Annotated in this window: 18 protein-coding genes; 9 read left to right on the top strand and 9 right to left on the bottom strand. The window is 70.2% G+C overall.

What is annotated here, in order from left to right:
- Positions 1–191: 191 nt before the first annotated feature.
- The 4 genes from GAS53_RS33545 (at position 192) to GAS53_RS33530 (ending at position 5,118) form a co-directional block, all read left to right on the top strand.
- Positions 192–833 (top strand): superoxide dismutase, encoded by a 642-nt coding sequence (locus tag GAS53_RS33545; protein ID WP_151481519.1) that lies wholly within the window; start codon positions 192–194, stop codon positions 831–833.
- 213 nt (positions 834–1,046) lie between these two features.
- The gene (locus GAS53_RS33540; RefSeq protein WP_151481518.1) at positions 1,047–3,239 is read left to right on the top strand and encodes an MMPL family transporter; all 2,193 of its coding nucleotides are present in this window, start codon (positions 1,047–1,049) and stop codon (positions 3,237–3,239) included.
- A gap of 5 nt (positions 3,240–3,244) precedes the next feature.
- Positions 3,245–4,456 carry a sensor histidine kinase gene (locus tag GAS53_RS33535; protein ID WP_151481517.1) on the top strand — a complete coding sequence of 404 codons (1,212 nt, stop codon included), beginning with the start codon at positions 3,245–3,247 and terminating at the stop codon, positions 4,454–4,456.
- The gene (locus tag GAS53_RS33530; protein WP_151481516.1) at positions 4,453–5,118 is read left to right on the top strand and encodes a response regulator; all 666 of its coding nucleotides are present in this window, start codon (positions 4,453–4,455) and stop codon (positions 5,116–5,118) included. Before GAS53_RS33535 ends, GAS53_RS33530 begins: the two co-directional genes overlap by 4 nt.
- A 164-nt stretch (positions 5,119–5,282) precedes the next feature.
- On the opposite strand, the gene GAS53_RS33525 is transcribed toward GAS53_RS33530, so the two are convergent.
- Entirely contained in the window at positions 5,283–5,933 is a 651-nt protein-coding gene (locus GAS53_RS33525) for a mycothiol-dependent nitroreductase Rv2466c family protein (RefSeq protein WP_151481515.1), read from the bottom strand.
- A 168-nt stretch (positions 5,934–6,101) separates the two neighbouring features.
- Between GAS53_RS33525 and pepN the strand changes: the two genes are divergently transcribed.
- On the top strand, positions 6,102–8,678 hold the full coding sequence (pepN, locus tag GAS53_RS33520) for an aminopeptidase N (RefSeq protein WP_151481514.1): 2,577 nt from the start codon (positions 6,102–6,104) through the stop codon (positions 8,676–8,678).
- Between the two features lie 337 nt (positions 8,679–9,015).
- Positions 9,016–10,062, top strand: a complete 1,047-nt coding sequence (locus GAS53_RS33515; RefSeq protein WP_151481513.1) for a hypothetical protein — start codon at positions 9,016–9,018, stop codon at positions 10,060–10,062.
- A gap of 121 nt (positions 10,063–10,183) precedes the next feature.
- Here GAS53_RS33515 and GAS53_RS33510 read toward each other — a convergent pair whose 3' ends face one another.
- Together GAS53_RS33510 and GAS53_RS33505 are read right to left on the bottom strand one after the other, a co-directional pair.
- A complete protein-coding gene (locus GAS53_RS33510; protein WP_151481512.1) occupies positions 10,184–11,341 on the bottom strand; it encodes a serine hydrolase domain-containing protein in 1,158 nt (385 codons plus the stop codon).
- Between the two features lie 153 nt (positions 11,342–11,494).
- The gene (locus tag GAS53_RS33505) at positions 11,495–11,689 is read right to left on the bottom strand and encodes a hypothetical protein (RefSeq protein WP_151481511.1); all 195 of its coding nucleotides are present in this window, start codon (positions 11,687–11,689) and stop codon (positions 11,495–11,497) included.
- A gap of 211 nt (positions 11,690–11,900) precedes the next feature.
- Here GAS53_RS33505 and GAS53_RS33500 point away from each other — a divergent pair, with 211 nt between their 5' ends.
- On the top strand, positions 11,901–12,998 hold the full coding sequence (locus GAS53_RS33500) for a sensor histidine kinase (RefSeq protein ID WP_151481510.1): 1,098 nt from the start codon (positions 11,901–11,903) through the stop codon (positions 12,996–12,998).
- 37 nt (positions 12,999–13,035) lie between these two features.
- Here GAS53_RS33500 and GAS53_RS33495 read toward each other — a convergent pair whose 3' ends face one another.
- From GAS53_RS33495 to GAS53_RS33480, 4 genes are all read right to left on the bottom strand, one after another.
- Entirely contained in the window at positions 13,036–14,796 is a 1,761-nt protein-coding gene (locus GAS53_RS33495; RefSeq protein ID WP_151481509.1) for a TIGR03767 family metallophosphoesterase, read from the bottom strand.
- Positions 14,797–15,029: 233 nt separating this feature from the next.
- Entirely contained in the window at positions 15,030–15,542 is a 513-nt protein-coding gene (locus GAS53_RS33490; RefSeq protein WP_151481508.1) for an NUDIX hydrolase, read from the bottom strand.
- A 9-nt stretch (positions 15,543–15,551) separates the two neighbouring features.
- A complete protein-coding gene (locus GAS53_RS33485) occupies positions 15,552–16,430 on the bottom strand; it encodes a pyridoxamine 5'-phosphate oxidase family protein (protein WP_151481507.1) in 879 nt (292 codons plus the stop codon).
- 48 nt (positions 16,431–16,478) lie between these two features.
- Positions 16,479–16,934 (bottom strand): VOC family protein, encoded by a 456-nt coding sequence (locus GAS53_RS33480; protein ID WP_151481506.1) that lies wholly within the window; start codon positions 16,932–16,934, stop codon positions 16,479–16,481.
- Between the two features lie 159 nt (positions 16,935–17,093).
- On the opposite strand from GAS53_RS33480, the gene GAS53_RS33475 reads away from it, so the two are divergent.
- A complete protein-coding gene (locus GAS53_RS33475; protein ID WP_151481505.1) occupies positions 17,094–17,630 on the top strand; it encodes a CGNR zinc finger domain-containing protein in 537 nt (178 codons plus the stop codon).
- A 270-nt stretch (positions 17,631–17,900) separates the two neighbouring features.
- Positions 17,901–21,206: a S8 family serine peptidase gene (locus GAS53_RS33470; protein WP_151481504.1), complete on the top strand. Its 3,306-nt coding sequence runs from the start codon at positions 17,901–17,903 to the stop codon at positions 21,204–21,206.
- A gap of 100 nt (positions 21,207–21,306) precedes the next feature.
- Here the strand turns inward: GAS53_RS33470 and GAS53_RS33465 are convergent, their stop codons facing one another.
- Together GAS53_RS33465 and GAS53_RS33460 are read right to left on the bottom strand one after the other, a co-directional pair.
- Complete coding sequence (locus GAS53_RS33465) at positions 21,307–22,077, bottom strand: hypothetical protein (protein WP_151481503.1); 771 nt, start codon at positions 22,075–22,077, stop codon at positions 21,307–21,309.
- Between the two features lies 1 nt (position 22,078).
- The coding region (locus tag GAS53_RS33460; protein WP_151481525.1) for an RNA polymerase sigma factor at positions 22,079–22,520 on the bottom strand (442 nt) is incomplete at its 5' end.

Genomic DNA, 22,520 nt, shown 5'->3' with positions numbered 1-22,520 from the left:
CCGCCCCCGCTCCTCAAACGCCGGAGGGGCTGATTTTCAGCGGAGCCCCCAGGGATGGGACGGGTAGGGGCGGCGGGGGCGAGAAACCGTATGCCCGAGCCGACATTCCCACCCTCCCGCTCCCCCACTCCCTCTTGCTGCTAGCGTGCACTTGCAAGCTATGTGCAATAAGAGGTCGGAGGGGACCCGCCATGCCCGTCTACACGCTTCCTGAACTGCCGTACGACTACTCCGCACTCGCCCCCGTGATCAGCCCCGAGATCATCGAGCTGCACCACGACAAGCACCACGCGGCGTATGTGAAGGGCGCGAACGACACCCTGGAGCAGCTCGCCGAGGCGCGGGACAAGGAGACGTGGGGCTCGGTCAACGGGCTGGAGAAGAACCTGGCCTTCCACCTCTCCGGCCACATCCTGCACAGCATCTACTGGCACAACATGACCGGTGAGGGCGGCGGCGAGCCGCTCGCCGCGGACGGCGTCGGCGAGCTCGCCGACGCGATCACGGAGTCCTTCGGATCCTTCGCCGCGTTCAAGGCCCAGCTGACCAAGGCCTCCGCGACCACCCAGGGCTCCGGCTGGGGCGTCCTCGCATACGAGCCGCTCAGCGGCCGGCTGATCGTCGAGCAGATCTACGACCACCAGGGCAACGTCGGCCAGGGATCGACCCCGATCCTGGTCTTCGACGCCTGGGAGCACGCCTTCTACCTCCAGTACAGGAACCAGAAGGTCGACTTCATCGAGGCCATGTGGCAGGTCGTCAACTGGCAGGACGTCGCGCGGCGTTACGAGGCCGCGAAGTCCCGTACGGATGTATTGCTGCTCACCCTCTGACGGGCAGCCCCGCTCCCCCTTGAGGGCAGCCGAAGCGTCCTGCCTCGTGATCGTCTTCTCACCCTTCGCGCGGCAGGCGGATAGAGGGGAAGCCCCCGCGAGGACGTGACTCGCGGGGGTTTTCCGCATCACGGGGGTCCACCGATCGGTGGACGGCAAGTTCAACCGAGTACCTCTGCCGGCCAACTGCCCTGCCCAGCCAGGCTTTTGGGCATGAACTCATTCACTGTGCGCGCGGCTCGCTGGAGCGCTCTGCACCCCTGGCGGGCGATCATCGGATGGCTGGTGTTCGTCGTGCTCTGCCTGGGGATCGGCAGCGCAGTCGGCATCAACAGCGCGAAGACCGCCGACTACCGGGTCGGCGAGGCCGGACGGGCCGAAACCATCGCCGACGAGGGGCAGCTGGAGCGCAGGTCCACCGAGCAGGTGCTGATCTCCGCCCGGTCAGGGGCCCTGGACAAGGACGCCGCCGAGGCGGCCGCGAAGGATCTGGCCGCCCGGTTCGAGCGGCTGCCCGAGGTCGAGAGCGTGGCCGCCCCCGTGCTGTCCGGGGACGGCCGGATCCTCATGGTCGAGGCGGCCCTGAAGGGCGAGGAGCGGGACGCGAAGGACAAGGTCGACGCGCTGCTCGCGCAGACCGACGCCGTGGAGAGGGCGAATCCGGAGCTGCTCCTGGAGGAGACCGGAAGTCCCTCCATCAGCAAGGGCGTCGACAAGCAGCGGGGCGAGGACCTGGCGCTCTCCGAGGCGATCACGCTGCCGGTCACGCTGATCACGCTGCTGATCGTGTTCGGGTCGGTGACCATGGCCGGGGTGCCGCTGCTGCTCGCGTTGTCGTCGATCGCGGCGGCCGTCGGGCTCTCGATGGTGGCCTCGCACGTCTCCCCCGACACCGGTGTCGGCACCAACATCATCCTGATGATCGGCCTCGCGGTCGGCGTCGACTACACGCTCTTCTATCTCAAGCGCGAACGCGAGGAACGCGCCCGGAGCAAGGGGCAGTTGAGCTCCGAGGCGCTGGTGGAGCTGGCCGCGGCGACCTCGGGCCGGGCGGTCGTGGTCTCCGGGCTCGCGGTCGCGGTCTCCACGGCGACGCTGTACCTGGCCTCGGACGTGATCTTCTCCTCGCTGGCCACCGGCACCATCGTGGTCGTCCTGGTGGCGGTGCTCAGCTCGCTGACCGTACTGCCCGCGCTGCTGGTCAAGCTCGGCAAGCGGGCCGAGCGCAAGGCACGGCGGCGTGCCGAGCGCGGCAAGCCGGCGTCGCGGCGGACGCGGGGCGAGGGCGGCGGCCGGGTGTGGACCGCGCTGCTGCGGCCCGCGAACCGGCATCCGGTGGCCACCCTGTGCGTCTCGGTCCTCGCCCTGCTCGCGCTCGCCGCGCCGCTGGCCGGACTGAAGATCACGGAGATGAGCCGGGACACCCACTCCCGCGAGATCCCCGCCATGCAGGTGTACGACCGGCTCAACGAGGCCTTCCCCGAGCGGCGGGTCACGCATGACATCGTCGTACGTGCCGACGCCGGGCGTTCCGGCGAGGTGACGGCAGTCCTGTCGGAGCTGGCCGAACGTGCCCACGCCGACCCGCTGTTCACCGACGCGGAGCGAATCCGCACCTCGGAGGACCGCCGTGTCAGCGTGCTCGAGCTGAAGGTGCCGTATCTCGGCAACTCCGACGAGGCGTACGACTCCCTGGACCATCTTCGGGACGAGTACGTGCCCGCCACCATCGGCGAGATCGAGGGGGTCGAATACGGGGTGAGCGGCGACGTCGCCCGCTACGCCGACTATCCGTCGCATCAGAACGGCAAACTGCCCCTGGTTCTCGGGGCGTTGCTGCTGGTGACCTTCGGGATGACCCTGTACGCGTTCCGCTCGGTGGTGCTCGCGCTGCTGGGTGTCGTACTGAACCTGCTGTCCGCGGCGGCGGCGCTCGGACTGCTCGTCCTCGTCTTCCAGGGCAGTTGGGCCGAGGGGCTGCTGAACTTCGACTCCACCGGGTCGATCGGGTCGCGGGTGCCGCTGTTCCTGTTCGTGATCCTCTTCGGGCTCTCGATGGACTACCAGGTGTTCGTGGTGAGCCGGATCAGGGAGGCCGTGCTGGGCGGCGTACCGACGCGGCAGGCGGTGCCGGCCGGGATCCGCAGTTCGGCAAGTGTGGTGACCAGTGCGGCCGTTGTGATGATGACCGTCTTCGTGAGCTTCGTCTTCCTGCACATCATCGAGATGAAGCAGATCGGTTTCGTGCTCGCGGCGGCCGTGCTCCTCGACGCCTTCGTCATCCGGGTGATGATCCTGCCGGCGGCGATGCTGCTGCTCGGCGAGGCGAGCTGGTGGCCCTCGCGCGGGGTGCGAGTGGCTCCTCGGCAAGAGGCTCTCGGTCAGCCGGCGGTCAACGTACGTTGATGGACATGACCATTCCCGCCGGGCAGGCCACCGACCCCTTCTGGGCCGCCACGATCCGTCGTTGGAACGCGGTGTGCTGGGTGCTGTTCGCCGCGATGGCGGTCGGGCTCGCCGCGTTGGACCGGCCTGGCGGGAGCAAGTACTGGGCGCTCGGACTCCTCGGGTTCCTGGTGCTCTGCTACGCGGTGGTCGACCGGTTCCCGGACAACCGCGTGCTGCGCCCGCACACGTATCTGCTGGTGCTCATCACGGTGCTCGGCGTGTTCGCGTATCTGCGCGGCTCCTTCGGGTCGCTGTTCATGGTGACGCTGCCGCACTTCTGGATGTTCAGCCGTACGCCGCGGGCCTCGCTCCTCTTTCTGGGGCTGGCCACCGGGTCGACGCTGACCGGGAGTTGGCTGCGGCTCGGCAACTCGACGAAGTTCTTCGGAGAGACGCTGGTCCCGGTCGTGATCGTGGTGGCCGTCGGGATGCTGATCGGCCTGTGGGTGCACTCGGTCGTCGCCCAGAGTCATGAACGGGCGCGGCTGATCGTCGAGTTGGAGCAGACACAGGCCGAGCTGTCCGAGGCGCACCAGCGTCAGGGGGCGGCCGACGAGAGGGAGCGGATGGCACGCGACATCCATGACACGCTCGCGCAGGGCTTCGCCTCGATCATCGTGCTCGCGGAGGCGGCGCGGGCCGGTCTTGACAGCGATCCGGCGCGCAGCGCACAGCAGTTGCGGTCGATCGAGTCCACGGCACGTGAAAACCTGGCGGAGGCACGGGAGTTGGTCGGTTCGGCCCGGCAGCAGGGGCAGCCGGCCGCGGGCTCGGTGACGGTGACACTGCGCCGGATCCTGGACCGCTTCGCGGAGGACACCGGGCTCGCGGTCGACGCGGACCTCGAGGACATCGAGTGCGACCAGCCGACCCGGATCGCGCTGCTGCGCTGTACGCAGGAGTCGCTGGCCAATGTGCGCAAGCACGCGCGGGCGTCCACGGTCGGTGTCGTGCTGGCCCGGCAGCCGTACGGGGTGGAGCTGGAGGTCACGGACGACGGGACCGGGTTCGTGGTCGGGGAGTCGGCGGGGTTCGGGCTCGACGGAATGCGGAAACGCTTGGCGGAGCTGGGTGGGGAGCTGACGGTGACGAGTTCGGTGGGGGACGGGACGCGCGTACTGGCGACGATTCCGATGGACGCGGCGGGATCCGCTGAGGGCGGGGTGACGGCATGAGCGGCGGGACGGACAAGCTGCGGATCATCGTGGTCGACGACCACACCGTGATGCGGGCCGGCGTCGTGGCCCTGCTGGCCGCCGAGCCCAGCATCGAGATCGTCGGCGAGGCGGGCGACGGCCGGGCGGCCCTCGAACTCGTCGCCGCGTACGAGCCCGATGTCGCGCTGGTGGATCTGCGGATGCCGGTGCTGGACGGCGTCGCGACGACGACCGAGATCGTGGCGGCCCACCCCCGCACCCGCGTGCTGATCCTCACGACCTACGACACGGACGCCGAGATCGAGCGCGGGGTCGAGGCGGGCGCCATCGGCTACCTCCTCAAGGACACCACGCGCGAACAGCTGGTGGACGCGATCCACGCGGCGTCCCGCGGCGAAACGGTCCTCGCTCCCCGGGTGGCGGAGAAACTGGTCGCCCGTATGCGCCGCCCCGCCCAGCCCCCGCTCACCGCCCGCGAGGCCGACGTCCTGGGCGCCGTCGCCGACGGTCTCACCAACGCCGAGATCGGCGCCCGCCTGGTCATCGCCGAGGCCACGGTCAAGACCCACCTCCTCCGCCTCTTCGCCAAGCTGGACGTGAACGACCGGACGAGGGCGGTCGTGGTGGCGATGGAGCGGGGGCTGTTGCGAAGGTCTTCCGGGACGGGCGGCTCCGGATGACGCCTGCGGGATGCCGAGGCGAGCTGCGTCACCTGCAAGAGCCCTGCGGATGAGCACCGCTTCCTGGAACCCCAGGAAGCGGCCTGGCTCAAGAAGCACACGGGCATGAAGAACGAGGGGGGTATGACCCAGGCTCTGAGACCGCCGCCGCGGCCCCTCCTCGTTCACAGGTTGCTGAAGTCCGGCCCCTTCGTGCGTGTGCGCTTGATCTCGTAGAAGCCCGGGACCGAGGCGACCAGGAGTGTGCCGTCCCAGAGCTTGGCGGCTTCCTCGCCCTTGGGGGCCGGGGTGACGACCGGGCCGAAGAAGGCGAGCTGGTTGCCGTCGGCGCCCGGGACCGCGATGACCGGTGTGCCGACGTCCTGGCCGACCTTGTCTATGCCTTCCTTGTGGGAGGCGCGCAGCTGGGGCTCGTACGGGGTGTCGTCCCAGTGGTCCATGAGGGACTCGGGCAGGCCGACGTCCTTCAGGGCGGCGGCGACGGTCTCCTTCTCGGGGCCCTCGCCCTGGTTGTGGATGCGCGTGCCGAGCGCGGTGTAGAGGTCGCCGAGGACCTCCGCGCCATGCTCCTCCTGGGCCGCGATGACGATCCGGACCGGGCCCCACGCCTTGGTGGAGAGCAGCTCGCGGTACTCCTCGGGCAGCTCGTCGAGCTTGGGCTCGTTCAGCACGGCGAGGCTCATCAGATGCCAGCGGACCTCGATGTCCCGGACCTTCTCCACCTCCAGGACCCACCGCGAGGTCATCCACGCCCAGGGGCACAGCGGGTCGAACCAGAAGTCGACGGGGGTTTTGCCGGAGGTCTGCTCGGACATGGCTCTCCTCGGTACGGATCCTGTTGGTCCTCGGTGCTGTCTTCCAGCGCCAACGTAACCGGTCACCCGCCCCATTCCCGGGTGTCCGGCGTCAGGGGCACATGGCAGGATCGGTCCTGTTCACGCGTACCCGACGCGTACCCATGACGTCACGAGGGAGTGCCGCCCGTGCCCGGTGAGAATCTGTCCCGCGACGAGGCCCGCGAGCGGGCCGCACTGCTGTCCGTCGAGGGGTACGAGGTGTCCCTCGACCTGCGCTCCGCGGTCGGCGGGACGGAGGCCGAGCCCCGCACGTTCCGCTCGGTGACGACCATCCGCTTCCGCAGCGCCGAGCCGGGCGCCATGACCTTCGCGGACCTGATCGCCCCGAGCGTCACCGCCGTCTCCCTCAACGGCAAGGACCTCGACCCGGGCGCCGTCTTCGACGGGAACCGCATCCTGCTGGAGGACCTCGCCGAGGACAACGAACTCGTCGTCGACGCCCAGTGCGCCTACTCCCGTACCGGCGAGGGCATGCACCGCTTCGTCGACCCCGAGGACGGCGAGGTCTACCTCTACACGCAGTACGAGCCCGCCGACTCCCGCCGCGTCTTCGCCAATTTCGAGCAGCCCGACCTCAAGGCACCTTTCCGCTTCGAGGTACGCGCCCCCGAGGGCTGGGTCGTCTGGAGCAACGGCGTCGGTGAACTCGCCGACGGGGTATGGAAGTTCGCCGAGACCAAGCCCATCTCGACGTACATCACGGCGTTCGTCGCGGGCCCGTACCACTACGTCACGGACTCCTACGAGCGCGTCTTCGAGGACGGTACGAGGCTGGAGATCCCCCTCGGCGCCCTGTGCCGCAAGGGTCTCGCCAGGCACTTCGACTCCGACGACGTCTTCCTGGTCACCAAGCAGGGTCTCGACTTCTTCCACGACCACTTCGACTACCCGTACCCGTTCGGGAAGTACGACCAGGCGTTCGTGCCGGAGTACAACCTCGGCGCGATGGAGAACCCGGGCTGTGTGACCTTTCGCGAGGAGTTCATCTTCCGCGGCAAGGTGACGCAGGCGTCGTACGAGCGCCGGGCGAACGTCATCCTGCACGAGATGGCCCACATGTGGTTCGGCGACCTGGTGACCATGGTGTGGTGGGACGACCTGTGGCTGAAGGAGTCCTTCGCGGACTTCATGGGCACGTTCTCGATGGTCGAGGCGACCCGCTTCACGAACGGCTGGACCACCTTCGCCAACAACCGCAAGTCATGGGCGTACCGCGCCGACCAGCTGCCCTCCACACACCCGATCACGGCCGACATCCGTGACCTGGAGGACGCCAAGCTCAACTTCGACGGGATCACGTACGCCAAGGGGGCTTCTGTTCTGAAGCAGTTGGTGGCGTACGTGGGGCGGGACGCGTTCCTGGAGGGCGCGCGCCGCTACTTCAAGCGGCACGCGTACGGGAACACGCGGCTCGGTGACCTGCTGTCGGTCCTGGAGGAGACCAGCGGTCGCGACATGGCCACCTGGTCGCGGTCCTGGCTGCAGACCGCGGGGGTCAACTCCCTTACGCCGCAGGTGATTCTGAGCCCGGAGGGACGCGTCACCGAGGTGGCCATCCTCCAAGAAGCCGCCGAGTCCCACCCCGAACTGCGCCCGCACCGGGTGGCGGTGGGCCTCTACCGGCGGTCGCCCGAGGGAACGGTGGAGCGGTACGCGCGCGCCGAGGTGGACGTCGAAGGGCCGCGCACGGTCGTAGGCGAACTGGTCGGCGCCGACGCTCCCGATCTGGTGCTCGTGAACGACGACGACCTGACGTACTGCAAGATCCGTTTCGACGAAGGTTCGCTCGCGACTCTGCGGGGCGGTCTCGGCGGCATCACCGACCCGCTCGCCCGTGCCCTGTGCTGGTCGGCGCTGTGGAACCTCACCCGGGACGCGCTCATGCCCGCCCGGGACTTCGTCGACCTGGTCCTGCGCTTCGCGGGCCGCGAGTCCGACATCGGTGTGCTCCAGATGCTGCACGCGTGGGCGAACTCGGCGCGCACGCACTACGCGGCGCCCGACTGGCGCGCGGAGGGCGGGCGGCTGCTCGCCGAGGGCGCGCTGCGCGAGCTGCGGCTCGCCGCACCGGGCAGTCAGCACCAGCTGGCGTGGGCGCGTTTCTTCGCGGCGGTCGCGACGAGCGAGGCCGATCTCCAGCTACTCCAGGGCCTGTTGGAGGACACGGCGAAGATCGAGGGGCTCGACGTCGACCAGGAGCTGCGGTGGGCGTTCCTCGAACCGCTCGCCGCGCACGGGGTCGCCGACGAGGCCGTACTCGCCGCCGAGCTGGCCCGGGACGACACGGCGTCGGGCAAGCGGCATCAGGTGCGCTGCCTGGCGGCCCGGCCCTCCGCCGCGGTCAAGGCGCAGGCGTGGGCGTCCGTCGTCGAGTCGGACTCGCTGTCCAACGCGCTCGTCGAGGCGACGATCGCGGGCTTCGCCCAGCCGTCGCACCGGGAGCTGACCGCCCCGTACGCCGCGAAGTACTTCGAGGCGATCGAGCGGGTCTGGGAGGAGCGGTCCATCCAGATCGGGATGGACGTGGTGAAAGGGCTGTTCCCGTCGCTGCAGGACTCTCAGGAGACGTTGGACGCGACGGATGCGTGGCTTGCCGCGCACGGCGCGGCTGCGCCTGCTCTTCGGAGGCTGGTTCTGGAGGCGCGGGATGATCTGGCTCGGACGTTGCGGGGGCAGGCGTGTGACGTGGCCGTCGGCGAATGAGGGCGCCTGGGGTGTCGTACTTGGCTGCGGGTGCCGCCGGCTGAACGGTCCGCAGGGTTCGTACTTGGCTGCCGGTCGTCGGTGGCTGGGCGCGCCCACGCGGCGGAGCCGCATATCGATACAGCCCCGCGCCCCTAAAGGGGCTGGTGGCTCAGCCGGTTGACTTCGGGACCGTCCATAACAGTTACGGAATGCGGGTAATCGTGGCCGTGACCCCCATACGGACCAGGGGGTTTCGGCACTCGAACGCTTGCACTTTAGGGCGAGCTTGTCCGGTTTTGTCGACGGGCGTGTAACAGCGGTTAGGAGGGCGGCCGGGCGCGGGAAATTCGGGGTCATGAACCACAACACCCCGCTCTCCCCCCGGCCCCTCCGCCACCTGTCCGATGTCCAGCAGCGCGTCCTGACCACCGCGCAGTTGCGGGCGCACGGCGTGACCACCGCCGACATCAACGCGCAGTGCCGGCCGGGCGGCGCCTGGCAGCAGCTCCTGCCGGGCGTCTACCTGCTCCGCCCGGGCCCGCCCACCAGCGAGGAGCGGCTGCACGCGGTCCTCATGTACGCGGCCCGCTCCCCCATCACGGAACCGGCGGTCCCCGCCCAGCCCGGCGCCGGCGAACCGCACGCCCCCCAGCGGTACCCCGACGCGATGATCACCGGCCTCGCGGCGCTGGCCCTGCACCGCTTCTCCTCGGCTCCCCCGCTGCTGTCCCTGGACCGCATCGACGTCCTCGTCCCGCGCCTGCGCCGCCTCCGCTCGACGGGCTGCGTCCGCATCGTCCGTACGCCGGGCCTGCCGGAGCCCGAGCAGATCACCGGCATCCCGGTGGCCCCCGTGCCGCGCGCCCTGGCCGACGCGGTCGCCGACCTCGCGGACGCGGGGGTCGTACGGCGGCTGCTCACCGAGGCCGTACGCGGCGGCCACTGCGAACCGGCCGCCGTCGTCAAGGAGTTGACCCAGGCTCGCCTCCTGAGCCGCCCCCACGTCGTGGACGCCGTCGACTCCCTCCTCGCCGAGGGCCGCGCCATCGCCGAGGACCGCCTCTACCGCATGGTCCACGAACACGGTCTGCCCGACCCCGTCTGGAACGTGGACCTTCGTCTGCCCGGTGGCCCGCACCTCGGCGGCCTCGACGCGTACTGGCCCGACCACGCCGTCGCCCTCGAACTCGACACCAGCGCCCCTCGTCAGGACGACGACGCCATGTGGTCCGAGTACGCCCGCAAGCGCGAGCACCTGGAGCGGCTCGGCATCACGGTCATCCACCTCACCCCGAAGAAGCTCCGCGACTCGATGGAGCAACAGGCGACGGTCGTACGTACGGCTCTGATGGCTTCGGCGGATCGCGAGCCGGCTGCGTATGTAGTGGTGCTGCCACGGTAGTGACGGACCGGGCGCATCAGGAGGGGAGTGAAGGGGCGGGCCCCGGAGGCGAGGCCCGCCCCTTCACCTGTGTCAACTCCGCCTGCTAGGGAGTTGCACCGGCGGAGTTGCACCGACGGAATTACTTGGCGCAGAACTCCGCCTCGATCACCGCGTCGGCGTCGCCCGACCAGTCGCCGTTGAAGTTGAAGGCGAGTGAGTGGCGGCCGTCCGCTGTGGTGACGGCCTCCGAGCTGGAGCCGTGGATGCCGCCGCCGTGGCCCCAGACGACGATGCCGCAGCTCAGTTCGCGTTCGATGAGGCCGAGGCCGTAGCGGGCGTTCGGAAACCCGTCGGCCTTGATGGTGGTCTTCATCTCGGTGAGCTGCTTCTCGGGCAGGAGCTTGCCGCGCAGCAGCGCCGAGTAGAAGCGGTTGAGGTCGCCCGAGTCGGAGATCATCTCGCCCGCCGCGGAGGCGATGGAGGGGTTGAGCTCCGTGACGTCGTAGGTCGGGCCGGTCGTCGCCTCGGCGAGCTTCCCGTATGCCCGGCTGCTGGGCCGGGGCACATACGGGCTGTTGCCGGGGACCTTGGTCGCGTGCAGGCCGAGGGGTTCGATGATGCGGTGGCGGATCTCGTCCCGGAAGGAGTTCCCGGTGGCCTTGTCGATGACCATCCCGGCCAGGACGTAGTTGGTGTTGGAGTAGTTCCACGAGGTGCCCGGCGCGAAGTCCGGCTCGTGGGCCGTGGCGATCTTCACGAGCTGCTCGGGCGGCAGCCTGTCGAAGCGGTGCTCGAAGAAGCCGTCCTTCAGGAAGTAGGTCCGGCCGAAGTCCTCGTCCGCGGTGTAGTTGAAGATGCCGCTGGTGTGGTTGAGGAGTTGGCGGAGTGTGATCCTGCTGCCGTCGTGGCCGTTGCCGCGGACCACGCCCGGCAGCCACTTCTCGACCTTGTCGTCGAGTGAGAGCGTGCCCTCCGCCTCCAGCTGGAGCAGCACTGTCGCCGCGAACGTCTTGGTGATGCTGCCTACGCGGTAGCGGTCGTGGGCGGAGCGCGGCTGCTTCGTCTTGAGGTTGCCGACGCCCGAAGTGCCCTTCCAGGTCCCGTACTTGTCCCTGGCCTGGCCTGCCACGCCGGGGACGCCGTCCTTCACGGCGGCGTCCATCGCCCGCTGGGTCGCGCCGTGGTCTCCGGTCGGTGCGGAGGAGGTGGAGGCTAAGGCCGCCGGAGCCGTGAGCGCCGCCGCGACGAGTGCGGCCGCGCCCGTCAGTCCGAGGCGCATGGTGCGGGATGCTGTCATGTGTCGTCGTGTCCCTTCCGTCATGGGTGAACCGAGGGGAGGGACACGGGGTGGGTGACGCGGGTTGCCTGCGGTTGAGCTGGTTGGGCACGTTTCGGCCGTTCTTCGGAGCCTTCCTCCGGGCGAAGGCGGACGGCAGACGGTTCCGGCCGCTCAGGCCCGCTGCTGCTGTCCCCGGTCCTTGCGGAGGCCGAGGCCGGCGCCGGCGCCGAGGGCCACGACGCCCATGCCTATGGACGTTGCGACGCCCTGGGCTCCGTCCACGACGAAGGGGGCGGCCAGCGCGACGACGAGATTGAACAGGAACAGGAACCACAGGACCGGCTTCGAGGAGAGCAGCGACTTCATGGGAGTTTCCTTCCGGGTGAGGGAGCTGGAAACTCCCGCGATCAACTGAGATCAACGATCCCGGGAACCGTTCGCCGCCACGAGGGAGTGCTCTCCCGAACCGGAGGTGGAATGCTCTCCCGGACGAGGGTGGAGCGGGCTACACCCGGGCTGCACCGAGCTGAGACGCGGCCGCCCGGCCCCACGTGCGTTTGTTCGCCTACTGATCGCCATGCGGAAGACCCTGCGGCAGGCGGCGCGGGCCACGGTCCAGCTGGCCTTGGCCGCCGGTCTGGCCTTCGGCTCGTACATCTTCATCTGTGTTCTGTTGATCGCCGCCACCGCCACCCTCACGGTGATCGGCGCCGGGATGCTGCCCGAGACCGTGCTGCTGGTGCGCCGGATCGCCGGGGCCAAACGGCGCATGGTGACGAGGTGGACGGACCAGGAGATCCCCGAGGCGTACCAGCCCATCGGGGGCGGGCTCCGCGAGTCCTTCCGCACCGCGGTCCGTGATCCCGGCACGGCCACCGATTTCCGCTGGATGTTCGCCTACTACGGGTACGGCTTCCTGCCGCTCCTGATGCTGCCGCTGTGGCCGGCGGGCCTGCTCGTGGACGGCGTGTGGTGCGGGCTGCTGCGCCGCCAGGCGGTCGTCCTCCCGCTGATCAGCCGCCTCGCCGACCTCGACGCCAAGTGGTCCACCGCCCTGCTGAAGCCCTCACCGAAGGCACTGCTCGCCGTACGTGTCGAGGAGCTCACCCAGACCCGGGCGGGCGCGATCGCCGCGCACGGCGCGGAGCTGCGGCGCATCGAGCGGGATCTGCACGACGGCACGCAGGCCCGGCTGGTCTCGCTGTCGATACGGATCGGGCTCGCCAAGCGGGCGTACGACCATGATCCCGAAGCCGCGCGCAGGCTCCTCGACGACGCCCAGGACCAGGCCGAGGAGGCCCTGGCCGAGCTGCGGCACGTCGTGCGGGGCATCCATCCGCCGATCCTCACCGACCGCGGTCTGGCGGGCGCGGTCCGGGCACTCGCCGCGAGCAGCGGCCTCGACGTGGCGGTGACCGTGGACGGCCTGGAGGACGCCGACACCGAGCAGGGCGGGGCGCGGGCCCCGGCGGCGGTCGAGGCGGCCGCGTACTTCGTGGTGGCCGAGTCGCTGACGAACGCCGCGAAGCACAGCGGCGCGGAGCGGGCCGAGGTCCACCTCGCCCGTACGGGCAAGGGGCTGCGGGTGACCGTACGCGACGAGAGCCGGGGCGGCGCCGACGAGGCCGACGGCTCGGGGCTGCTCGGTATGAGCTGCGGGTTCGGTGGGGGCTGAGCGCGCAGTTCCCCGCGCCCCTAAGGGGCGCACACCCTCAGCCTTTCTTCAGTACCAGCTCCGTGTTGCGGTCCCCCGCGTCGCCGCTCAGGTCCGTGCGGGCGCCCGGTGCGTTGAAGGACAGCTCACGGTAGAGGGCGGCGAGGCCCGTCTGGGAGAGGTCGGCGAAGTCCGTGCGGTGCGGGGCCGCGGACTCGATGAGCGTCGTGAACAGGGAGATCGTGCCGTCGTGGTTGTCGACGATCTCGATCACCCGGGCGAGCTGCGGGAAGTCGATGTGCGAGGCGGTGGAGACCTCCCAGAAGGAGCGGCCGTCCGGGGCCGAGTGCGGGGTGATGTTGTTCTTGTGGCTGTGGCCGTTCACCCAGGCCAGGGTCGAGCGGTGGCTGCCGAGGAGGGCGAGCATCTCGTCGCCGCCGTGCCGCCGCTCGCCCGGGCGGCTCGGGTCCTCGCGGAGGTTGCGCATCGACTTGCTGGTGTGGTGGCTGAAGACAATGACGTGTTCCTTGTTCTTCTCGGCCGCCCGCAGCGTCCGCTCCAGCCACTTCAGCTGGGCCGTGCCGATCGAGCCCTCGTAGTGGCCGCCCGGGTCGGTGGTGTCGACGCTGACGCCGATCAGGTCGTCCGCGATCCGGAAGGTGTAGTACTGCGTCTTCGCGGCGAGGTTGGCCTGCGAGTAGCCGTGCCCGACGGGGCCCGCGCCGGTGTGCGCCGGGTCGAGGTGCGCCTGGAGGTACTCGGCGGGCGTGAAGGGGGCGCGGCCCTCGTCCGGGGTGACCGAACGCATCTTCCGCGCCTGGGACTTGAGCATCGCCTTGAAGGCCGCGCCCTTGGGATCGCCGCCCTTCTTGACGTTCTTCCAGATCGTGACGCCCTCCGACTCGTCGAGCGTCATCAGCTTCTTGCCGCCGACCGCGAAGTCGGCGAAGAAGGAGTCGCCGGGCGCGTAGCAGCCGCCGGGCAGGGAGTCGTGGTTGCCGACGGTGGAGTACCAGGGCAGGTTCAGGCCGGGGCTCTGCAGCTCCCGGATCGCCGCGGCGAGGAAGCCGTCGATGCGCGGGAAGCCGAGCTGCTTGTCGGCGTCGCGCAGGGCCGCGTCGGGCTGCCAGTACAGCTTGAGGTCGGCGTTCTGGACGCCCTCGTAGCGGGCCGGGTCACCGGAGTTGGGGGTGATGCGGCCACCGCTCATCACCTTCAGGTACCAGTCGAGCTCCGTCTTGGCGTTGTTGTCGGTGTTGTCGCCTGTGGTCATCACGAAGTGCAGCGGGGAACCGGTGACGGGGGCTCCGCGCAGCGCGTTGACGCGCTCGACGAGCGAGACCGCGCCGGCCACCGACAGGGACTCCTGCGGACGCCAGGCGCTGGCGGTCTGGGCGCGCAGATACTCGTACCGCAGCGGGTGCTGCACGTCGACCAGGTGCAGGTCGGTGAACTGCACGAACGCGGCGAGCGCGGTGCGCCGCTCGCCCCGGCCCGCCTTGGGAGCGGCCAGATCGCCGCGGACGACGCGCGGCCAGGCGGGCCCGTCGCCGAGCCGCCGGAACCCGGAGCCCGAGCGGGGGGCTGCGATGGTCGAGAGCGTGGTTCCGCGGGTGTACGGAGCCAGGGGTGCGGCCGGCGCCGGGCGGGAGACGGCCATGGGCTGCCCGTGGGTGGTGGCGGAGTCGGCGGCTGCCTCGCCTGTTCCCGGCCGCAGCGCGAAGCCGATGCCCGCGGAGAGGGACACCGCCCCGGTGGCGGCCAGGAAGGCGCGGCGGTCACGAATGGTGGCGGTGGCGACAGAGCGTGTGCGCGACATGGCGCGATCTCCCCGAGTCCGAACGCGTCAGCAGTGGTCGCGGGCGGTTCGCTGACGCGAACTACCCGCTCACACTGGATCGTTGGCATCGGGGGTGACCTGGGCGTTAACTGGGCGGCAACGGGCAACGCCGATCACCGTACGTGGATCTTGGACTACCCTCCGCGTCCACCGAGCCCTCTCTGAACCGAGGGGAAGCGGTCACTCCGTGTTCACCTGACTGGGTACAGAACCTATTTTCCGGAGGTTTCGGGGCGCTCGGAGGTCCCCTGCTGGGGCTGCTCGGGACGCTCGGGGATCCCCGTCGTACGCCCGACCGCGGGCCGCTCCCTCCACAGGGTGAGCCCGACGTCGACGAGCCCCACCCGTTCCAGGGCGGGCACCTCTTCAAGGGGATGCCAGGCCGCCATGTCGGTGGAGCCGTCGGTCTCGTGGCGGAGTTCGCCGCCGGTGACGCGGACCTCGTAGACGATCCGCAGGCCCTGGAAGTCGGCGGTGGTGCCGAAGCGGCGCGGATGTGTGCGCCGGATCGAGTCGACGCCGAGCAGCGCGACCGGTTCGACCGCGTACCCGGTCTCCTCCTCGGCCTCCCGGATCACGGCGTCGTACGGGTCCTCGCCGTGATCCATGCCGCCGCCCGGCAGCGTCCAGCGCTTGCTGCCGTCCCTGGCCACCAGGCGCGCGAGCAGCATGCGCCCGTCCCGCACGCATACGGCGTAGGCCGCCACCCTCAACTCCTTGTGCATGCACAGACGTTACGGCAGTGGCGGGTTCGCCGGTGAGTACTCGGGCGGCGACCAGCTCAGCGGGCTCGCTGCGGGTGTGTCCACGACGGTCTCGACGGTGAAGCGGACGGTGCGCGTGCCGTCGGGGCCGAACTCCGTGCGGGCCGTGCCGGAGAGCTGCAGGGTGGCCCCCGTCTCCCAGTCGAGGAAGAGCAGTCCGGCGCGCGGGTCGGCGGCGAGATTGCCCAGGGTGAGGAACATGGCGTTGCCGGGATAGTCGCGCCAGCTCAGTTCGGACGGCGAATCGACGTGTACGAAGCCGGGGTTGCCGCCGCGATGGCTGGCGTCGGCGCCGCCCTCGTGCACGGTGGCGAGGAAGAAGGTGTCGGCGGCCCGGACGAACTCCCGCTGCGCGGCGCTGAGTTCGCTGCCGCGCAGCGGCTCGCCCCGGGTGCGCTCGACCGTCTCGTACGACTCCCTCTTCTGCAGGTACTTGGGGCAGTTGGCGAAGACCTGGTCGGCCTCGACGGCCAGGCCGCGGGGTGTGGGCCGGGACCGGCCGTTGAGGCGCATGCGGCGGCGGGTGCGCGGGTCGAGCGCGATGGTGCCGACCGGGGTCCCGGCGGCCGCGAGCGCCGCGGCGAGCGGGTCGCCCGCGCGTGGCCCGCCCGCGACCGAGATCTGCCGGGATCCGGTGGCCCGTACGAACCCGGGTTCGCCGGTGACCAGGGAGGCCCATACCCGGCTGCTGTCCGGGTCGGCGGCGCCGAACACGAGCATCGGCTGGAGCTCCAGGAAGGCGGCGGCCACCGGCCGCAGCCCGTCCCCTATGGACCGTCCGACGTGGTCGGCGAGTTCGCGCACGCCGACCCGGTCCTGCACGGTACGCGAGCCGGAGTGGTAGGGCACGGTGTCCTCCTCGGTGAAGCGGCAGGTCGGGGCTGGAGCAAGTGTGGGCTAGAAGAAGCCGCAGGTGGGGGCCTCCCCGGACGGGGCCGGCGCCTCCTCGACGCCGCTGGGCGTGTAGATCTCCAGACGCGTGCCGTCGGGGTCGTGGAAGAAGATGCCGCCGGACGCGGCGCCCTCGCCGTGGGCCACGATGCCCTCGTGGGCGAACTCCACGCCGTAGTCGCGCAGCGCCGTCTCGTATGCCTTGACCTGCTCGACCGAGTCGACCTCCAGGGCCAGGTGGTGCAGTCCCGCGCCGGTGGCCGCGTATCCGTGGTCCGCCTGCTGCCAGAGCGTGAGCGCGGGGCGGCCGTCCTCGCCGAGGTAGGCGTACCGCCGGTCCTCCTCCTTGCCCTCGCCGATCACCGTGAGGCCGAGGACGTCCCGGTAGAAGGCGAGCGAGCGGTCGAGATCCGTGACGTTGAGGCCGATGTGGCCGGTGCGCGGTGCGGTGGTCGTCGGCATGGCACTCCCCTTGTGTCGAGCCGAGCCCTCTCCGGGCTGGCTAACCTCTCTAAGCGACTTTAAGAGTTAGAACACGTCCACGTCAACCAGTCACGTACTCTTGACCGGTTAGTAGGGGTCGGCCGGGGAGCACCGGCCGGTGAGACAGGGAGCCGTCAGATGTCCGTCGCCCGGGATCCGCGTCCGCTCACCGGGGAGCCGCTCTCACTGGACCTGCTCAACACGCGGTGGATGCAGGACGGCGTGGTCCAGGACCTGCTGACGGACACCGGCGGGCTCGCGGTGTGGCTGGCAGCGAACGAGCTGGACTTCGCGGCGGACGAGGCGACGCTGCGCCATGTACTGACCGCCCGGGACGCCCTGCGAGCCGTCGTGGACGGGTCCCTCGACGACGGAGCGAGCCGCGTCGACGCCGTGCTCGCCCACGGGCGCATCAGGGCCACGCTGACCGCTCAAGGGCCGGGCGAGGAGCCCGAGTTCAGCGACGCGTCCTGGGGGCCGGCCTGGCTCGCGGCGCGCAACTATCTGGAGCTGCTGAGCACCGCTCCCGACCGCATCCGCCACTGCGCCCACGAGTCGTGCATCCTGCACTTCTTCGACACCTCGCGGAACGGCACCCGCCGCTGGTGCTCGATGGCCGCCTGCGGCAACCGGGCGAAGGCGTCCCGCCACTACGCGCGCTCGAAGGAAAGCTGACGCGAAGGGAAGAGCCGTACGGGAGACGCGAACGGGAGGCGCGAATAGGAGAGTTGAATCCGGTACCGAATCGGAGGACACGTCCCGGTTTAGCCGGACATCAGCTCCATGGCGTATGGCGGAAGTACGCCATGAACACCTCATGTCACGGTCAACCCTCCCCAAACATCCGCCCCTTGGGTAAAGCTGAGCGGTCATCCGGGTCCACATACCGGACTGACGCGATCGATCCGATCGACAACGGACTTTCCTTTACCTACAAGGATGCTGATGACCCCCAACCCTCAGCGTGCTCCGATCTCCGGTGCGAGACGCGCGGCACGCATAGCCGTGGCCGCGGGTCTCGTGGCCGCCCTCTCCGCGGCGGGGCCGATACCCATGGCCTTCTCCGCGGACGAGCCGGGCACACCCGCCGACACTGCCGTCAAGTCCTCCAGCGGCAAGCTCGGTTCGGCCGACGCCGACCTGCTCGCCGAGGCCAAGGCCGACGGCGACAAGAACGTCACGATGATGATCGCCACCGCTCCCGGGCAGACCGAGCAGGTCGCTGGCCAGTTGGACGCCGTGAAGGGCGGCTCCGTGGGCCGCACCTACGACAAGCTCGGCTACGTCCGCGCCACCGTTCCCACCGCCAAGGCCGACGCGGCCATCAAGGCGGCCTCCAAGCTCTCCTCCGTGCACGGCATCGACCTGCGGCACGAGATCGCCCTGGACGACCCGACGCCGGCCGCCGACCGGGCCAAGGGCGCCGAGAAGGCGGCAACGGCCGCCGCGTATCCGGCGCCCGGCAAGAACACCCCCGCCGAGAACCCGTACAACCCGTCCTTCGAGACGGGTGCCGTCGACTTCGTGAAGGAGAACCCGAAGGCGGACGGCCGCGGCGTCACCATCGGCATCCTCGACTCCGGTGTCGATCTGGCGCACCCCGCGCTGCAGAAGACGACGACCGGTGAGCGCAAGATCGTCGACTGGGTCACGGCGACCGACCCCCTCGTCGACGCCGACGCGACCTGGCGCGCGATGGTCAATCCGGCCGCGGGCCCGGTCTTCACCTGGGACGGCGAGACCTGGAACGCCCCGGCGGGCGACTACAAGGTCAGCCGTTTCCGCGAGGCCGCGTCCACCGGCGGCGACGCGAACGGCGACCTGAACCGCGATGGCGACACGACCGACAGCTGGGGCGTGCTGTACGACGCCACGGCCGGGACGGCCCGCGTCGACCTGAACGACAACAACGACTTCACCGACGACGAGCCGATGAAGCCGTACAAGGACGGCTACCAGGTCGGCTACTTCGGTACCGACAACCCGGCGACGGACGTCGTCGAGCGGGTGCCGTTCGTCGTGGAGATCCGCAAGGACGTACCCATGGACCCGCTGGGCGGTTCCTGGGTCGGCAAGAAGGCCGACTTCGTCAACATCGGCATCATCGAGTCCGAGCACGGCACGCACGTCGCGGGCATCACCGCCGCCAACAAGCTGTTCGGCGGCAGGATGAACGGCGCGGCGCCCGGCGCGAAGCTCGTCTCCTCCCGTGCCTGCACCTGGACCGGCGGCTGCACCAACGTCGCGCTCACCGAGGGCATGATCGACCTCGTCGCCAACCGCGGCGTCGACATCGTCAACATGTCGATCGGCGGCCTGCCCGCGCTCAACGACGGCAACAACGCGCGCGCCGAGCTCTACACGCGCCTCATCGACACGTACGGCGTCCAGCTGGTGATCTCCGCGGGCAACTCGGGCCCCGGCGCCAACACCATCGGCGACCCCGGCCTGGCCGACAAGGTCATCTCGGTCGGCGCGTCCATCTCCAAGGAGACCTGGGCCGCCAACTACGGCTCGGCCGTGCAGAAGAAGTACGCGATGCTGCCCTTCTCCTCACGCGGCCCGCGCGAGGACGGCGGCTTCACGCCGACGCTGACCGCGCCCGGCGCCTCGATCAACACCACGCAGACGTGGATACCCGGCGGCCCGGTCGCCGAGGCGGGCTACTCGCTGCCGGCCGGCTACTCGATGCTCCAGGGCACCTCGATGGCGTCCCCGCAGGCCGCGGGCGCGTCCGCGCTGCTGCTGAGCGCCGCCAAGCAGAAGGGCATCGACCTCGCGCCCGCCAAGCTGCGCACCGCGCTGACCTCCACCGCCGACCACATCAGTGGTGTGCAGGCGTACGAGGAGGGCGTGGGCGTCATCAACATCGTGGACGCCTGGGACTCGATCCGTGACGGCGCCACCGCCCACGAGTACGCGGTGAAGGCCCCGGTCGACACCGCGATCGACTTCGCGCTCAAGACTCCGGGCTTCGGCACGGGCATCTACGACCGTGAGGGCGGCCTCAAGGCCGGGCAGAAGAAGACGTACGACGTCACCATCACCCGTACGTCCGGCGCCGACCGCGCGATCCGGCACGAGCTGCACCTGGAGAACAACAGCGGCGGCACGTTCCGTATCGTCGGCTCCGACGAGGTGTCGCTGCCGCTGAACAAGCCGGTCACCGTGAAGATCTCCGCGAAGCCGGCCGACGCCGGTCTGAAGAGCGCGATCCTGGAGGTCGACGACCCGAAGACCGAGGGCATCGACAAGCAGGTCATGAGCACCGTGGTCGTCTCCGCGCCGCTCAAGTACACGTTCTCGGCGTCGGGTTCGGTGCAGCGCAACAGCAGCAAGTCGTACTTCGTGACCGTCCCCGAGGGTGCCAAGACCCTCGAGGTCGCGATCGGCGGGCTGAAGGACAAGAGCCAGACGCGGTTCATCTCCATCCACCCGTACGGCGTTCCGGTCGACGTCACCTCGACGCCGAACTGCTACAACAACTACCTCGACGGCAACGGCTGCCGTCCCGACCTGCGTTCGTACGCGAACCCGCAGCCGGGCGTCTGGGAGATCGAGGTCGAGTCGCGCCGTACGTCGCCCGTGCTCGACAACCCGTACAAGCTGAACGTCGAGGTGCTGGGCGCGGACTTCGACCCGGCGGTCGTGACCGTCCCCGAGGCCAAGGTCGGCACGCCGACCCCGGCTTCCTGGAAGGTGACGAACAACCTCGTCCCGGTCGACGGTTCGCTGAAGGGCGGCCCGCTCGGCTCCTCGAAGAGCACGCGGCCGACCATCGCCCAGGGCGCCACGGACACCACCACGGTGGACGTGCCCGCGGGCGCCGAGTCGCTCGACGTCACCATCGGCAACGTCTCGGACGCGTCCGCGGACCTCGATCTGACGGTCTACGACAAGGACGGCAACGAGGTCGGCCAGTCCGCGGACGGCGACTCCGAGGAGTCCGTCTCCATCCCGTCGCCCGCCGCCGGCACGTACACCATCAAGGTCGTCGGCTACGCGATCCCCGCGGGCTCCACGGCGTACGACTACCTCGACGTGTACTTCGCGCCCTCACTCGGGCAGGTCGAGGTCGACGCGACGCCCGTGAAGCTCGCCACCGGGGGCTCGACGTCGGTGACCGCGAAGGTCGTCGCGAACGCGGCGCCCCCGGAGGGGCGGACGTTCTTCGGCCAGGCGCAGCTCGTGAACGCGCGGGGCACGGTGGCCGGGACCGGCAGTGTGCTGATCGAGAAGGTCACGCCGTAGCGTTCGTAACTGTCTGAACCGCCTCGGGCGGGCGTCCGGTCGACCGGGCGCCCGCCCTTCGCGTTCCTGTCAGCCCTGTCAGCCCCGGCCGTCGTTCCTGTCAGCCCCGGCCGTCGTTCGGACCCGCGCACTCCAGCCCCCGCGCTCCGGGCAGCGCCTTCAGGAGGTCCTTGCGGGCGTCGCCGACGCCCCAGCCGGTCTCCCAGTCCTGTCGGTCCTGCGGGTACACCGGCACCCTGACCAGGGTGTACGTACCGACCTTCAGGTCCTCGCGCGCACTGGCGAGCAACGTGACGGTGATCGTCGGATGGTCCGCCACGGACTGCTCGGGCCGGTAGTAGCGCTTCACCTTCAGTACGACGCGTACGTTGCCGTCGGCCGTGGGCGTGAGGCTCTGTACGGTCCCCTCGACGAGGACCTTCGAGCAGGCGATGTGCATCTCGGGCGAGTACCCCGAATCGCCGCCGCTCGCCTCCTGCTTCGCGGACGACGAGTCGGCCGAACCGCTGTCGCCGGCGCCGCCCTGCACACCGAGCCACACCAGCCCGCCGAGCATCGCCGTACCCGCGGCGATCACGAGGGTGCCGAGGGCCACGCCCGCGTACCGCCGGTACCAGGGCGGCTGCGCCGGCCTGAGCGCCGGTTTCGGCCTCCTGGACGGGGCGGGGGCCGGGGACGGTTCGGGCTCGGGGCGCTCGCCCTCTGCGGCCAGGGTGTCGCCCATGATCCGCAGCTGTTCCCTGAGCAGGGCGACGTCCGCGACCGCCGACCGGTGCTCCGCCAGGAACTCCGCGTCGTCCCGGGCGCCCTCGGGGAGGGGTTCGTCCGTGATCGCGGCCAGCAGCGCGTCCACTCCTTCGTACTCGGCCACGTCACACCACCTCGTCCTCGTGCAGGCGGGCGCGCAGCGCGCGGACCGCCGTGTGCAGCCTGCTCTTGACCGTGCCCTCCGGGATGCCGAGTTCCTCGGCTATCCCGCGCACGGGCAGATCGGCGTAGAAGCGCAGCACGAGGATCTGCCGCTGGGCGTCGGGCAGCTCGTCCAGGCCCTGGGCCACGGCGAGCGAGAGCACCTTCGTGTCGTCGCCCGAGTCACCCACGACGTGCTCCGCCTGCCTCAGCGAGGCAAGGCGCTCGCCGATCCGCTCCTGACGGCGCCTGGCCCGGTGCCAGTCCATCGCCAGGTTCGAGGCGACGACCGCCGCCCACGCGGACACGTCACGCGGTGCCTCCGCCCCGCTCGCCGCCCGCTCCAGGAGCCGCAGCCGGACCTGCTGTACCCCGTCCGGCAGGTCCGCCTGCGGCACACCGCCG

Source organism: Streptomyces albicerus (assembly GCF_008905045.1).
GTDB lineage: Bacteria > Actinomycetota > Actinomycetes > Streptomycetales > Streptomycetaceae > Streptomyces > Streptomyces albicerus.
Note: the sequence above shows the minus strand (reverse complement) of the source record. Positions and strands in the feature narration are given on the sequence as shown.